This is a genomic window from Microbulbifer donghaiensis, assembly GCF_900129095.1.
GTDB lineage: Bacteria > Pseudomonadota > Gammaproteobacteria > Pseudomonadales > Cellvibrionaceae > Microbulbifer > Microbulbifer donghaiensis.
In genome coordinates, this window is the sequence record NZ_FQVA01000001.1 from 495,300 (window position 1) to 509,674 (window position 14,375).

Annotated in this window: 11 protein-coding genes; 4 read left to right on the forward strand and 7 right to left on the reverse strand. The window is 57.8% G+C overall.

The window, feature by feature from the left end; genetic code table 11:
- Nucleotides 1-31: 31 nt before the first annotated feature.
- The gene (locus tag BUC36_RS02075) at nucleotides 32-472 is read right to left on the reverse strand and encodes a hypothetical protein (RefSeq protein WP_073270959.1); all 441 of its coding nucleotides are present in this window, start codon (nucleotides 470-472) and stop codon (nucleotides 32-34) included.
- A 39-nt stretch (nucleotides 473-511) separates the two neighbouring features.
- Nucleotides 512-2,161, reverse strand: coding sequence for a recombinase family protein (locus BUC36_RS02080; protein ID WP_073270961.1), 1,650 nt, complete (start codon nucleotides 2,159-2,161; stop codon nucleotides 512-514).
- Between BUC36_RS02080 and hrpB the strand changes: the two genes are divergently transcribed.
- From hrpB to BUC36_RS02095, 3 genes are all read left to right on the forward strand, one after another.
- Nucleotides 2,162-4,072, forward strand: coding sequence for an ATP-dependent helicase HrpB (gene hrpB, locus BUC36_RS02085; protein ID WP_084535489.1), 1,911 nt, complete (start codon nucleotides 2,162-2,164; stop codon nucleotides 4,070-4,072).
- Nucleotides 4,073-4,206: 134 nt separating this feature from the next.
- Entirely contained in the window at nucleotides 4,207-4,887 is a 681-nt protein-coding gene (locus BUC36_RS02090) for an MBL fold metallo-hydrolase (RefSeq protein WP_084535491.1), read from the forward strand.
- Nucleotides 4,888-4,956: 69 nt separating this feature from the next.
- The gene (locus BUC36_RS02095) at nucleotides 4,957-6,012 is read left to right on the forward strand and encodes an endo alpha-1,4 polygalactosaminidase (RefSeq protein ID WP_143186856.1); all 1,056 of its coding nucleotides are present in this window, start codon (nucleotides 4,957-4,959) and stop codon (nucleotides 6,010-6,012) included.
- Between the two features lie 125 nt (nucleotides 6,013-6,137).
- Here BUC36_RS02095 and nfuA read toward each other — a convergent pair whose 3' ends face one another.
- The 5 genes from nfuA to BUC36_RS02120 all read right to left on the reverse strand — a co-directional run bounded on the left by nfuA (nucleotide 6,138) and on the right by BUC36_RS02120 (nucleotide 10,380).
- A complete protein-coding gene (gene nfuA / locus BUC36_RS02100; protein WP_073270965.1) occupies nucleotides 6,138-6,728 on the reverse strand; it encodes a Fe-S biogenesis protein NfuA in 591 nt (196 codons plus the stop codon).
- A gap of 122 nt (nucleotides 6,729-6,850) precedes the next feature.
- Nucleotides 6,851-7,540, reverse strand: coding sequence for a type 1 glutamine amidotransferase domain-containing protein (locus tag BUC36_RS02105; protein ID WP_073270967.1), 690 nt, complete (start codon nucleotides 7,538-7,540; stop codon nucleotides 6,851-6,853).
- 37 nt (nucleotides 7,541-7,577) lie between these two features.
- Entirely contained in the window at nucleotides 7,578-8,612 is a 1,035-nt protein-coding gene (locus BUC36_RS02110) for an NADP-dependent oxidoreductase (protein WP_073270969.1), read from the reverse strand.
- A gap of 128 nt (nucleotides 8,613-8,740) precedes the next feature.
- Complete coding sequence (locus BUC36_RS02115; RefSeq protein WP_073274443.1) at nucleotides 8,741-9,331, reverse strand: TetR/AcrR family transcriptional regulator; 591 nt, start codon at nucleotides 9,329-9,331, stop codon at nucleotides 8,741-8,743.
- Nucleotides 9,332-9,423: 92 nt separating this feature from the next.
- Entirely contained in the window at nucleotides 9,424-10,380 is a 957-nt protein-coding gene (locus BUC36_RS02120; RefSeq protein ID WP_073274446.1) for an AEC family transporter, read from the reverse strand.
- Between the two features lie 234 nt (nucleotides 10,381-10,614).
- Between BUC36_RS02120 and metH the strand changes: the two genes are divergently transcribed.
- Nucleotides 10,615-14,328, forward strand: coding sequence for a methionine synthase (gene metH, locus BUC36_RS02125; RefSeq protein WP_073270971.1), 3,714 nt, complete (start codon nucleotides 10,615-10,617; stop codon nucleotides 14,326-14,328).
- Nucleotides 14,329-14,375 lie beyond the last annotated feature (47 nt).

Genomic DNA, 14,375 nt, shown 5'->3' on the forward strand with positions numbered 1-14,375 from the left:
ATTGAGTTAGATTGAAGATTAGCTGGTGCGCCTATATTGGCAGCTTCATTAGCGGCATTGGCACTTCTAACCAGTGGGCTAATGCATATATGCCCATCACTGTTAAACCAACTATTGCAGTAGTAAGGAAGCGATATAAAACAGCGCGACGATGTGCCTTCGACTCAGCCCGATCAAATATTTTCTCTTCCGAAATTATACGTTCATATATACCGTGCAGCCTTCTATAGTTGGACTCCAGCTGTCGAAAGTCATTTGCCCAGCCATTATGAGTATTAGTCTTTCCATCCAAAATGTCCTGAGGGGTGATGCTATTTCGAATCAACTCATCATGAAGCTTTTTCAGTACAAAGCTTGATGAATTGTTGAAATCAGTTGGTGTAGAGATTCTTATGACTGCTCTATCTGGCAAAAGGTCTACAATCTTCTTCTGTAACTTCTCTGCCTTATCTCTGAATGGTATATTTGTCATACTCTCTCCCCCTATCTATTCCCCACTTTTCTAAAGGGGCTACAAGCCCACTTCTACAGTAGTTCCAAGTTCCAAACTGAATGTATTACGTGTAGCTTCCTGCATTATCAGGCTAGGCAAATCATACCCTTCCAGCTCTTCAGGAGTACACAAAATCCCATCTTTGTTATAGAAATTAATCATTATTGCCCCCTTCCCTTTCAGCGTTATCGTTAGCTGATCCTTATGTTTCAAGTGAAGAGATTCCATGTACTGCTTCAAGAATCTGTTGAACTTCAATCGGCTGTCATAGCTGGACAAATCAAGATCACTGATATTCGTATCTATTGGCTCTACAGTCTTAGCCTGTGTCCTAAGCTCCGATATTTGAGATTGGATCGATTCTAGTTCTGTCTCTATCTCACCCACCTTCCCCATAATAATTTGAGTGGCTCTCTTCCCTTCTGTCATTGCAGCTAGCTCAATCTGCTTCTCTAGCTGAGTGTTCAATGAGTCTTGCTTTATAGAGAGTCCCTGAATCTCAGCTTCTATCTTGTCTGTGTCCGTACCATTTACAAGCTTGCTGTAATCCAAGCCGGACAGAATAGATATCAGGTTATGCTCTAAAACGTCATAAGGGAAGCTAGGTTCACTACATCCCCTACCCCCTCTTAGAGCATCCTTGCAACGTAAGTATTTATTCCTGTTACCCGCTGTGCTGATGTTCGAGTTATAAGCCATGATCCCGCTACAGGCTCTACAAAACACAAGCCCCTGAAACAGGTTAGCGAAATTACCCTTTCTACCTGCCGTAGCTTTCTTGAATGTCTGCTGTGTTGCATGGAATAAATCAGGATCAATCACACAGGGATAGTAGTCCTCCACCACTGCCCCCAGATCCTCATATATCCGCTTCCCGTGCTCTTTCCGTACTGTCTGAGGCTGGTAGTGCCCTATCACCTTAGGCTCTGTCAGGTAGCTTCTGATAACGGTACGCGACCAAGGCTTACCAGTGAAAGACAACAGCCCTTCCTCATTAAACACTCTGGCTATCTTGTCTGGCCCCATACCATCGTGATACTTCATCTCAAACATACGCTTAAGAAGCTCTACACGCTCTGGGATAGGTTTAAATGTCTTTCTATCCTCACTCAGTTCTAACCAAGCTGGGGCCACTTGTGTTCTTTTCTCGCCGCCAGTGATAGCTGTCTTACGTTTAGCGTCTATCGCTTTCTTGATTCGTTCTGACTTTTGGTCACTCTCTAAGGCACCAAGATAGAAACCGATTGTAGCTATTAGATCAGATAAATTATTCCCATCATCTGCATAGAGGATCAGGCCAAAGCGCACTAGGGCTATATCTATCCCATATGAGAAGATTTCATTTACTAGTTTCTGGCCTTCCCTGATTCCCAAACGCGACAATCTATCTGGCGCTTCTACAACAAGTAAACTATCGGGAGGTATCTCCCCCGTCCTACACGCAGCCAGAAACGAACCAAGACCAGCATTCTCCTGTATGTTTGCCCCTGAGAAGGCAGATACCCCACTGTCAGTAAAGGAGAGGTCTGACAGGGTATACTCTGGATATCTGGACAGGAACTCTATAGCGGCTTGCTCCTGTCTCTCTAAACCTTGTCCGCTCAACTGTTTCTCGCTGGAAACACGTGAATATAGAAACGCCTGCTTAGTTGTTTGATTTTTAGCCATATGCGAAAACTTCGAATAGATGAACGTTTCCTAGGTACTGACTCTGATGACTGGGAATATGAGATATATGACCCAGAGACAGCCACAGAGGAAGACGGTTATGAATATGAGTACGACCTATCCCCAGAGCTGCTAGAGCGAGAGATAGATCTTACCTACCATAGGCGGAAAATTACACTAGCAACCAACGTGGCGGAGACCAGCCTCACGATTGAGGGGATCCGCCTGGTAGTGGACTCCGGGCTGATGCGGGAGTCGCGCTTCGATCCGAACACCGGCATGAACCGCCTGGTAACCACCAGCATTTCCCAGGCCTCCGCGATACAGCGCTGTGGCCGCGCCGGCCGCCTGAGCGAAGGCTTCTGCCTGCGCCTGTGGAGCGAGTCCCGCCAGGATGGCCTGGCCAGCAAGAACACCCCGGAGATACTGCTCAGCGATCTGGCGCCGCTGACCCTGGAACTGGCGCAGTGGGGCGCGACCGATACCGGCGAGCTGCGCTGGCTGGATGTACCGCCTGCCGCTCCATTCGCACAGGCCCAGGAGCTGCTGCAGCAACTGGGCGCACTGGATGGCAATCACCGCATCACCGGACATGGCGCCGCCATGCTGGCACTGGGCACCCATCCGCGCCTGGCCCATATGATGATTCACAGCCTGGCGTTGGGGCTCGCGCACGAGGCCTGCCTGCTGGCAGCGCTGTTGTCGGAGCGGGATATCTTCCGCGGCGAGGCGCGCTGGGACCGCGACATTCAAAAGCGAATGGAGGTTCTGCAGGGCCAGGCGAAAGATGCGGGAGCGGACCGGGGCGCGGTACAGCGTATCCGCCAGCAGGCAAAAACCTGGTTGGCGCAGCTGGAAAAATACGCCGGTGCGGACAAACCCGTCGACGCGGACGTGACAATCGACGAGCTGGATCGTGTCGGCATACTGCTGGGCCTCGCCTACCCAGATCGCATCGCACAGAACCGCGGCGACCGCGAGCGCCGCTTCCTGCTCGCCAGTGGCCGCGGGGTGCATTTCTCCCACGAAGACGAGCTGGCGCTTGCAGGCTACCTCGTTGTAGCCGAACTGGACGGCCAGGGCCGCGACGCGCGCATTCAACTGGCCGCGCGTATTTCCGAAAATGCCCTGCGGGACTACTTTAGTGATCTGATCGAACAGTCCGAGTCGGTGCGCTGGGATGACAAGGCCGGCCGCGCCGTTGCCAGCGAGCGCACCTCGCTCGGTCGTATCGTTCTGGAAGAGCGGCCGGCAAAAAGCATCTCGCCGGACATGCTGAGCCGCGCCCTGCTCGACGCCGTGCGGCAGAAGGGCTTGCAGGCACTGCCCTGGACCAGGGAGGCAAACGGGCTGCGCGCGCGAGTGCAGTTTCTGTCGCTTATCGCCGCCGAGCAGCCGGACCTGCTGGCGGATCTCCCGCTGCCGGACTGGAGCGATGCGACACTGCTAGCCACTATGGAAGACTGGCTGCTGCCACACCTGCAGGGTTGCAGCAAGCTGGATCAGCTCAAGCAGCTGGACCTGCACAGCATCCTGCAGAGTCGGCTCGACTGGTCGCTACAGCGGCGGATAGAAGAGCTGGCGCCAAGCCAATTTCAGGTACCGAGCGGCTCGCGCATACAGATCAACTACGCAGAGCAACCGCCGGTCCTGGCCGTGCGCCTGCAGGAGATGTTTGGCCTCGCGCAGACACCGGCAATCCTGCACGGCCGCTATCCCCTGATGATTCACCTGCTCTCACCTGCCCAGAGACCGGTGCAGGTTACGCGCGATCTCGCCAGCTTCTGGGCCAACACTTATCAGGAAGTTAAAAAGGAATTGCGCATCAAGTACCAGAAACACTACTGGCCCGACGATCCTCTCACCGCACAGGCGACCAGCAAGACCAAGAAACGCATGGGCTCGCCGTAATCCCGATATCACACTGCCGGTTGAGATCCGAACGACCCCCATCGTTTTCACACCGGTGGATCAAAGTGCTGTCTATGCTGGAAATGGTATCGAGCCCGCTTCAGTGCCGGCCACAACTTTTCAGGAAAAGCTTTATGCGTCGGACTCTGCTCGCCGCTCTCGCTGTTACGGCGTTGTCTAATTACGCACTTGCCCAGTCGGCCACCGGTGGCAACAAGGTGACAGTACTGACGGAAGGTTACGTCAGGCCGATCGAGGGGCGCGAATTTATCCCGGGAAAAAGTGCCGACGGCGCGCGCAATGTCGCGGGCACGGTGGTGCTGGTCCGGGGTGAAGACGTCACGCTGGTCGCCGATCCCGGTATGGTGAAAGACCGAACGAACATACTGGCTGCACTAAAAGAACAGGGGGTGGCGCCGGAGGATGTCACCCATGTGTTTATCAGCCACCACCACCCGGATCATACGGTTAATATCGCGCTGTTTCCCAATGCCGAAGTAGTGGATTTCTGGGGGCGTTATCGCGATGACCTGTGGCAGGACCATGCCGATGGCTACGAGCTCGCTCCGGGCATCAAAGTCCTGCGCACCCCCGGGCACACCGACGAAGACGCTACTCTCCTGGTGGAAACGGCCGACGGTACCTATGCCCTGACACACCTGTGGTGGTTTCCGGATATGACTCCGGCGCAGGACCCTCTCGCGTCGAGCCAGGCCGACCTCGACAAACATCGCCAGCAGATTCTGGAGATCGCCGACTGGATTGTCCCGGGCCACGGCCAGATGTTCAGGAATCCGCAGAAGTCGGGGCGTTAACCCAGGATCCCGCGACGTCAGCGCCTGCAAGACTTCAACTCAACCCGGCGAAGTGGACAGATCCGCCAGTTGCCGCCCAACGGCAACCTTGCTAACTTCCATCAGACCGGGTTTTGTTACTGGAGATGGATTTTGAGACGAGCCCTCACCGTTCTACTGCTCCCGCTGCTGTTTATCGGCTGCGATTTCGATGAGCTTCCCGAATTTCCTGTCGGACGCGCGATCGACGTCCAGCAGGAGATGCGCGATTTCATTCGGGCTATCAGCCTCTATGCCAAAGGTATCGACCAGGAGTTCCTTATCATTCCGCAGGGTGGCGTCGAACTCGTCACCATCAATGCGCGGGAGAGCGGCGCCGCCGATTTCGACTACATTGACGCGGTTGACGGGCTCGCCCAGGAAGCCCTGTTCTTTGGCTTTAATGGCATCGATCAGCCGACACCAGTTACAGAGCAACTTCGGCTACAGACTTTCCTGGATCTCGCCAGGGACAACGGCAAGGTCGTTCTGGTAACGGACTTCGCCACAAGCCAACGCAATATCGACGACTCCTATGCGCTGAACGAAGAGGCCGGCTACATTTCTTTCGCCGCCGATCAGGCCGAACTGGACGACATTCCCATCTATCCGCCGCAGATTCACAACCGCAATCTCGATGATATAGACCGCCTAGCAAATGCCCGAAATTTCCTCACGCTGATCAACCCTCGCCTCTTCTCAACGCGCCAGGAATTTGTCGATGCGATCAGCGAGACCGATTACGACATCGTCATCATCGATTTTTTCTTTAATGGTCTGGAATTTACCGAGGAGCAGATCGCGCAACTGAAGGTGAAGGAAAATGGCGGCCGGCGGCTGCTGATCGCCTATATGAGTATCGGCTTTGCACAGGACAACCGTTTCTACTGGCAGTCCTTCTGGTTCAGCAACCCACCCTCATGGCTCGAGGATGAGGTCCCGGGATTACCCGGCAACTACCAAGTAAAATACTGGCGGAGTGAATGGCAGGACATCATCTTCGGCAATAGCGACTCCTACCTTTTCCGGATTATTGATACGGATTTCGATGGTGTCCTGCTGGACAATGTCGATGCATTTGAGCTCTTCGAAGAAGCCGACATTTAACCGGAACTAACGCACAGACCACCCAGGCCAGGCTTATATCCGGCAAAGCCAGGCATCTACTGGGCACGCACAAAAAAGGCGAACCTGTGGTTCGCCTTCTTGCTTTGACTGCCTTGGGACGGCGATCAGTAGTATGCCTGCGATTTGTCCGAATGGTCGGTGATATCCTTCACACCCGCCAGCTCCGGCACCTTCTCCTTCAGGGTCTTCTCCACACCCTCTTTCAGGGTCATGTCCACCATGCCGCAGCCCTGGCAGCCGCCGCCAAACTTCAGCACCGCATACATATCCTCGGTGACCTCCACCAGGCTCACCTGACCGCCGTGCGCGGCGAGCCCAGGATTGACCTCGTTGTAGAGTACGTAGTTGATACGATCCTCGATCGGACTGTCATCGGTGATCTTCGGCATGCGCGAATTGGGCGCGCGGATGGTCAGCTGGCCGCCCATCTTGTCGGAGGAATAGTCGACCCGCGCGTCATCCAGGTACGGAACGCTGCGACCCTCAAAATAGGCCTTGAACCCGTTCATCTCCATTACCACATCGTCCTCCTGCTCCTCGCCGGGACGGCAGTAGGCAATGCAGGTTTCCGCATTCGGGGTACCGGGGTTGGAGACGAACATGCGGATAGCGATACCTTCGCAGTCCTGCTTCTCCAACAGCTCGCGCAGGTACTCCTGGGCGGATTCGGTGATGGTGACATTCAGTGCAGACATAACGATTCTCTAATAACCGAGCAAATAACCGAGTTTCCTTGTCGGGTATTTTACTCCCTGTTGCGGTCAAGTTAAACCTGCGCGATAGCGGTGGCATCCTGCCGGCCCCAGCGCCCCTGCCATCAATCCCCCGCCGGCTCCTTCACAAAGCCCAGCAGCGTCTCGGCCGTCTCCTCTGATGACTGCGGATTCTGCCCGGTGACCAGCTTGCCATCGACGACCACATAGGGATGCCAGTCGTCGGCCTTGGAAAATTTACCGCCGTTGGCTTTCAGCATGTCCTCCACCAGGAACGGCACCACGTCGGTCAGCTCCACGGCGGCCTCTTCAGAATTGGTGAAGCCGGTGACGTTCTTGCCGTGCACCAGCGATCTGCCGTGCACCTTGGTGTGGCGGAATACGGCGGGGCCGTGGCAGACAGCCCCCACAGGCTTGCCGGCCTTGTAGAACGCCTCGATCAGCCCGATCGAATGCTTGTCTTCCGCCAGATCCCACAGCGGGCCGTGGCCACCCGGATAGAAAATCGCATCGTAATCGGCTTCAGTGACATCGGCGAGCTTCAATGTATTCGCCAGCGCCTGCTGGGCATCCCCGTCTTGGCGGAAGCGCACTGTGGAGGCCGTCTGGAAGTCCGGTTCGTCGCTCTTCGGGTCCAGCGGCGGCTGCCCGCCCTTCGGCGAGGCCAGGGTGACGTCGGCACCCGCATCCTTGAAGATGTAATAGGGTGCGGCGAATTCCTCCAGCCAGAAGCCGGTTTTCCTGCCGGTATCCCCCAGCTGGTCGTGGGACGTGAGAACCATCAAAATCTTCATCGCTGTCTCTCCTGCGCTGATAGATGTAACAATAAGATCAGTCGTCGGCGCCGACGCGCACGACCAGCTTGCCGAAGTTCTTGCCCTCCAGCAGGCCCATAAAGGCCTCAGGCGCCCGCTCCAGGCCCTCGACAATTTCTTCCCGGTATTTGATCTGGCCACTGGCCAGCCACTCGCTCATCTGCGGGAAAAATTCCCCAAAGCGATCCTGGTAATCGATGATGATGAAGCCCTGGATCTTCAGTCGTTTGACCAGTGCCTGGCCCATCAACAGGCCCATGCGGTCGGGCCCTTCCGGCAGGGACGAGGCGTTGTACTGCGACACCAGGCCGCATACCGGAATACGCGCAAAGGTATTCAGCAGCGGCAGCACCCCATCGAGCACCTTGCCACCGACATTTTCGAAGTAGACATCAATGCCATCGGGACAGGCCGCGGCCAACTGCGCGTCAAAATCGTCCGCGTAATGGTCGATACAGGCGTCGAAACCCAATTCCTCCACCGCGAAGCGACATTTTTCCGCTCCGCCGGCGACGCCGACCACGCGACAGCCCTTGATCTTGCCGATCTGGCCGACAGTCGCGCCCACCGGCCCGGTCGCGGCTGCGACCACCAGGGTCTCGCCGGCTTGCGGCTGGCCGATATCCAGCAGCCCCATATAGGCCGTGAAACCGGGCATGCCCAATACTCCCAGAGTGTAGGAAGGATGCTGGGGATTGCGTCCCAGGTTCACGAGGCCGGTGCCGTCGGACAGGGCGTAATCCTGCCAGCCGCAATAGGCCAGCACCCAGTCACCCTCGGTAAAGTCAGGATGGCGCGATTCCACAACCCGGCTGACAGTCCCGCCCACCATGACCTCGCCCAGCTGCACCGGCTCGGCGTAAGACGGCGCGTCGCTCATGCGCCCGCGCATGTAGGGATCCAGGGACAGGTAGACGCTGCGCAGCAGCAGTTCACCATCGGCGGGGGCCGGCAGTGCCACCTCTTCCAACCGGAAGTTTTCTGACGTCGGTGCAGCACTTGGCCGGGATGCCAGCACAATGCGTCGGTTTTTATCACTGGGCTGATTCATTACTCACTCCTGGTTGGTCAAAGACAGACTAGCCGCGAACGGCATCCCTACATGGCGCGCTATTAGACCAGTCGTCTAGTCGCACCTTATAAAAATACCCGCTGGATGGCGGGTAGTGAATATCGGTTTCAGGTCAGGCGGAGCAGGTCCCTGGTAGTTGCCATCGCCTGTTCCATGGCCTCACCGCTGCGGTGGAGTTTGGCCAGCAGGCTGGCGCCCAGCCACAACTGGTACAAGCGGGCGGCCGTCTCGCGGGCATCCAGTGACTGCGACAGCGAGCCGTCTGCCCCGCCCGCCTCGATACATTCGGCGAGACGCGCGATGATGCGGTCAGTGCCATCGCGCAGTGTCAGGCGCATCGGCTCGGACAAATCGGCGACCTCCGCGCTCAACTTCACCACGAGGCATTTCTGCTCGTCGCAGGGCTCACAGTAGTCCTTAAGCCAGTCCCGCCAGTAGCGCATCAGCTGCTCCGCCGCGCTGCCGCCCTCGCCGGAAAAGCAACGATCCATATCTTCCAGATACCTGCGGAAGTAATCCTCCAGCAGCGCCTGGCCGAACTGCTCCTTCGACTTGAAATAGTGATAGAACGACCCCTTGGGCACGCCGGCCGTATTCAGGATCTCACTCAGGCCGACACCGGAAAAACCCTTGATAGACATCACCTGGTGACCGATATCGAGCAGGTGCTGGCGTGTATCTTCGTAGCTGGATTTCATGGCGGGCATCCTATCGAATACTAGACCGGTCGTCTAGAACAATTAGTTACCACCATATTCCCTGCAGCAGTTGGGCCGAAACCGACCACAAATCACTTTGATAGTGTCCCCGGGTACATGTGCGCCAGGATGAGTAGCCACAACAGCAGGGTGATCACCGAAGCGGCAGAACTGGCCGAGATTATTGCGGCAACGCGCGCTGGGTGCTGCTGATACTTAGTGGCCAGCACAAAGGTCGTCTTGCCTACCGGCACGGCGGCGCAAACGACGGCCGAGATTGTCATGATGGGGGTCAGGTCGACCAGGAAAGCCAGAAGCAGTACCAGAACCGGCAAGACGATCAGTTTCACCAGCGAAACACCGACGATCGCACTTAGGTCCTTGCCAATGTCCTCGACCTTAATCGACAGACCGATGGCAAAAAGCGCGCAGGGAGTCACGGCCGCGCCCAGGAGGCTCAGATACTGCTTGGCGACCGCGGGGAGCGACCAACCGGTAGCCGCGTAGGCAACGCCCAGGAGGGTCGACAGAATTACCGGGTTCAGTAGCGCGTGCCGGACACCGGATAAAACTCCCGAACCTGCACTCGAACCCGACTCCGTCGACTGCGCCCGCTCGAGCAGCACCGTAGTGACCAGAATAACGACGATCAGGATTACCGTCGCGATGGCTGCCGGCAACACAGCCTTGTGGCCGAAAACCGAGTGCAGCACCGGTAACGCGACGAAGGCGGTGTTCGAGAAAACCCCCATAACCGACAGCATCGTCGCATCGCCCAGCGACTTATGCCGCCAGTGCCGCAAGTAAAAGAACCCGATGGCGAAAAGGATCGCCACCGCCCCGCCAAAACTGACGTAGAAGCCCGGGTCCAGCAGCCTCTTCATCGACTCTTCGGCGAGGATTGAGAACAGCAGCGCCGGAATGGCGACCCAGAACGCGAACTGTATCAGCACATCAGCCGTGCCATCCGGCAGGATCTTGAAGTGGGCGAAAACGATACCGGTGACAATGATTGCGAATATGGGAACCAGGAGCCCTAAGATTTCCACCGATACACCACCTTTCCCCAGTCTCTGATTGGGTGTCCCATCCGCCATGCTGCTTCATGACGGTCCCCAGCTTCCACCGGGCGGCTAGCGTCTGTGCCCAGCGCGTGCACAGTCTTCCGGCAGGCCCGGGCACCCGTGTGATGGATTCAAAATAGTGCGTGAAACCGGGTCCAACCAGCCGATTGTGCTAAGATTCCCGCCCTCTCGCCTCCGGCAATAGTTAAAGGTAGTCCCATGTCCCAGCAGTCCCGCAGCCAACGCCTTCAACAGCTTCAAACCGCGCTCGAGCAGCGTATTTTGATCCTGGACGGGGCCATGGGCACCATGATTCAGCGGGAGAAGCTGGAGGAAGCGGACTATCGCGGCGAGCGCTTCGCCGACTTTCACCAGGACCTCAAGGGCAATAATGACCTGCTGAGCCTGACCCGGCCGGAACTGATCGAGCGCATCCACCTGGACTACCTCGAGGCCGGTGCCGATATTATCGAGACCAATACTTTCAATACGACGCGACTGTCCCAGTCCGATTACGACCTCGAGGACCTGGTACCGGAACTGAATCGCGTCTCCGCCGAAATCGCCCGCCGCGCGGCGGATGCGCTCTCCACGCCGGAAAAGCCGCGCTGGGTCGCCGGCGTGATCGGCCCGACTTCGCGCACCGCGAGCATCTCCCCGGACGTGAACGATCCGGGCGCGCGCAACGTGACCTTCGCGCAGCTGGTGGACAACTATGTCGAGGCTGGCCGCGCGCTGATCGAGGGCGGCAGCGACCTGATCCTGATCGAAACCATCTTCGACACACTGAATGCCAAGGCGGCCATCTACGCGCTGCAACAGCTGTTCGAGGAACTCGGCTTCGAGCTGCCGATCATGATTTCCGGTACTATTACCGATGCCTCCGGCCGCACCTTGTCCGGCCAGACGACCGAGGCTTTCTACTATTCGGTGGCCCACGCCAAGCCCCTCTCCGTGGGTCTGAATTGCGCTCTCGGCGCCACCGAGCTGCGCCCCTATATCGAGGCGCTGTCCGGGGCCTGTGCCCAGCACGTGTCCGCTCACCCGAATGCCGGTCTGCCGAATGAGTTCGGCGAATACGACGAGACGCCCGAAGAGACAGCCGCGATTGTCGCCGAGTTTGCGCGCAGCGGCTTTATCAATATTCTCGGCGGCTGCTGCGGCACCACCCCGCAACATATCCGCGCGATCGCCGACGCGGTGGCCGACATTGCGCCGCGCAAGCTGCCGGAAATCAAACCGGCCCTGCGCTTGTCCGGTCTGGAACCCTACGTCGCCGATGAAAACTCGCTGTTCGTCAATGTCGGCGAGCGCTGCAACGTGACCGGTTCCGCGGCGTTCAAGCGCCTGATCCTGAATGAAGACTACGATACCGCCCTGCAGGTCGCCTCCACCCAGGTGGAAGACGGGGCCCAGGTGATCGACTTCAACATGGACGAAGCGATGCTCGATTCGGTCGTCGCCATGCGCCGTTTCCTGAACCTGGCCGCCACCGAACCGGATATCGCCAAGGTGCCGTTCATGGTGGACTCGTCGAAATGGGAAGTTATCGAGGCGGGCCTGCAGTGTATCCAGGGCAAGCCGATCGTGAACTCCATCAGCCTCAAGGAAGGCGAGGAAGACTTCATCGAGAAGGCGCGCCTGTGCCTGCGCTACGGCGCCGCCGTGGTGGTAATGGCGTTCGACGAGGACGGCCAGGCGGATACCTTCGCGCGCAAGATCGAGATCTGCAAACGCAGCTACGACATTCTCGTCGACAAAGTCGGCTTCGCGCCGACGGATATTATTTTCGACCCGAATATCTTCGCCGTCGCCACCGGTATCGAGGAGCACAACAACTACGCAGTCGACTTTATCGAGGCCACTCGCTGGATTCGCGAGAACCTGCCCGGTGCGAACATCTCCGGTGGCGTATCCAATGTGTCCTTCTCATTCCGCGGCAACAACCCGGTGCGCGAGGCGATTCACTCGGTCTTCCTTTACCACGCCATCAAGGCCGGCCTGAATATGGGTATCGTCAACGCCGGCATGCTTGAGGTGTACGACGAACTCCCAGAAGAGCTGCGTGAGAAAGTTGAGGACGTGATCCTGAACCGCAGCCCGGACGCCACAGAAGCGCTGCTGGACATCGCGGAAAAATACCGCGGCGACGGCAGCGGCCAATCGCGCAAGGAAGACCTGAGCTGGCGCGAGCTGCCGGTAAACAAACGCCTGGCGCACGCGCTGGTTAAGGGCATCAACAACTATATCGTGGAAGACACCGAAGCCGCCCGCGCAGCAGCCACACGCCCGCTGGACGTAATCGAAGGCCCGCTGATGGACGGCATGAACGTGGTCGGCGACCTGTTCGGCGAGGGCAAGATGTTCCTGCCGCAGGTGGTCAAGTCCGCGCGGGTGATGAAGCAGGCGGTCGCCTACCTGCAACCGTATATCGAGGCGGAGAAAACCGAGGAGAGCAAGCCCAACGGCCGCATTCTGATGGCCACGGTGAAAGGTGACGTGCACGATATCGGCAAGAATATCGTCGGCGTGGTATTGGCCTGTAACAACTACGAGGTAATCGACCTGGGCGTGATGGTGCCCTGTGAGACGATCCTGCAGACAGCCAGAGACAAGCAGTGTGACATTATCGGCCTGTCCGGCCTGATCACGCCGTCTCTCGACGAGATGGTACACGTGGCCGCGGAAATGGAACGCCAGGGCTTCGATATCCCGCTGTTGATCGGCGGCGCCACCACATCCAAGGCACACACCGCGGTAAAGATCGATCCGCAGTTCAATCGCAACCAGACAGTCTATGTGGCAGATGCTTCCCGCGCGGTGGGCGTAGCCAGCAGCCTGATCTCCGACGAATTGCGCCCGGCGTTCGTGCAGGGTGTGCGAGAAGAATATGAAAAGGTCCGCACCCGCACCGCCAACCGCAAGCGCAACGACACCCGCCTCAGTTATCAGGAGGCACTGGGCGCGGCACCGCAATTCGACTGGCAGGGCTACAGCGCAGCGGTGCCACTGAAGGCCGGTGTCACCGTGATCGAGGATTTCCCACTGGAGAAACTCGTCGACACCATCGACTGGACGCCCTTCTTCATCTCCTGGGATCTGGCCGGCAAGTTCCCGGCGATCCTCAATGACGAGGTGGTCGGCGAAGCGGCCACCGATCTGTACAAGAATGCCCAGCTGATGTTGCAGCAGATTATCGACAGGAAACTGCTGCGCGCCCGCGCCGTGTTCGGCCTGTGGCCGGCCAATAGCGAAGGCGACGACATCATCGTCTACAAGGATGAGAGCCGCACCGAGGAACTGGCGCGGCTGCACCATATGCGCCAGCAGATCCAGAAACGCGGCGGTGACGGCCAGTGTCGCTCACTGGCGGACTTCGTCGCGCCGGTGGACACTTTTAGGGCTGATGGCTCTCGCGTTGCCGATTATGTGGGCGGTTTCGCGGTGACGACAGGACTGGGCGCCGACGAGCTGGCGGCTGAGTATGAGGCGAAGCACGACGACTACAACGCGATTATGGTCAAGGCGCTGGCAGACCGGCTGGCGGAGTCCTTCGCGGAATACCTGCACAAAGCCGTACGCCGGGAATACTGGGGCTATGCGCCGGACGAACAGCTCAGCAACGAAGAGCTGATCAAGGAAGCCTATCAGGGAATCCGCCCTGCCCCCGGTTATCCGGCCTGCCCGGACCACTCGGAAAAGGCGACCCTGTTCAAGCTGCTGAACGCCGAGCAAAATGCCGGTGTGAGCCTGACGGAACACTTCGCCATGTTGCCCGCGGCCTCCGTCAGCGGCTGGTATTTCGCCCACCCGCAGGCCAAATACTTCAATGTCGGTAAAATAGGCCGCGATCAGTTACAAAGCCTGGCGGAGCGCAAAGGAGTCAGCGAGCAGGAACTGGAGCGCTGGCTGCGCCCGAATCTGGAAGACTAATATTTGCGTATGCGCTAGCAAGGGACACAAATCTGTGGGAGCCTGCT

Coding starts and splice junctions, on each gene's coding strand:
- BUC36_RS02075 (WP_073270959.1), bottom strand. CDS start 472: ATGACAAATATACCATTCAGAGATAAGGCAGAGAAGTTACAGAAGAAG.
- BUC36_RS02080 (WP_073270961.1), bottom strand. CDS start 2,161: ATGGCTAAAAATCAAACAACTAAGCAGGCGTTTCTATATTCACGTGTT.
- hrpB (WP_084535489.1), top strand. CDS start 2,162: ATGCGAAAACTTCGAATAGATGAACGTTTCCTAGGTACTGACTCTGAT.
- BUC36_RS02090 (WP_084535491.1), top strand. CDS start 4,207: ATGCGTCGGACTCTGCTCGCCGCTCTCGCTGTTACGGCGTTGTCTAAT.
- nfuA (WP_073270965.1), bottom strand. CDS start 6,728: ATGTCTGCACTGAATGTCACCATCACCGAATCCGCCCAGGAGTACCTG.
- BUC36_RS02105 (WP_073270967.1), bottom strand. CDS start 7,540: ATGAAGATTTTGATGGTTCTCACGTCCCACGACCAGCTGGGGGATACC.
- BUC36_RS02110 (WP_073270969.1), bottom strand. CDS start 8,612: ATGAATCAGCCCAGTGATAAAAACCGACGCATTGTGCTGGCATCCCGG.
- BUC36_RS02115 (WP_073274443.1), bottom strand. CDS start 9,331: ATGAAATCCAGCTACGAAGATACACGCCAGCACCTGCTCGATATCGGT.
- metH (WP_073270971.1), top strand. CDS start 10,615: ATGTCCCAGCAGTCCCGCAGCCAACGCCTTCAACAGCTTCAAACCGCG.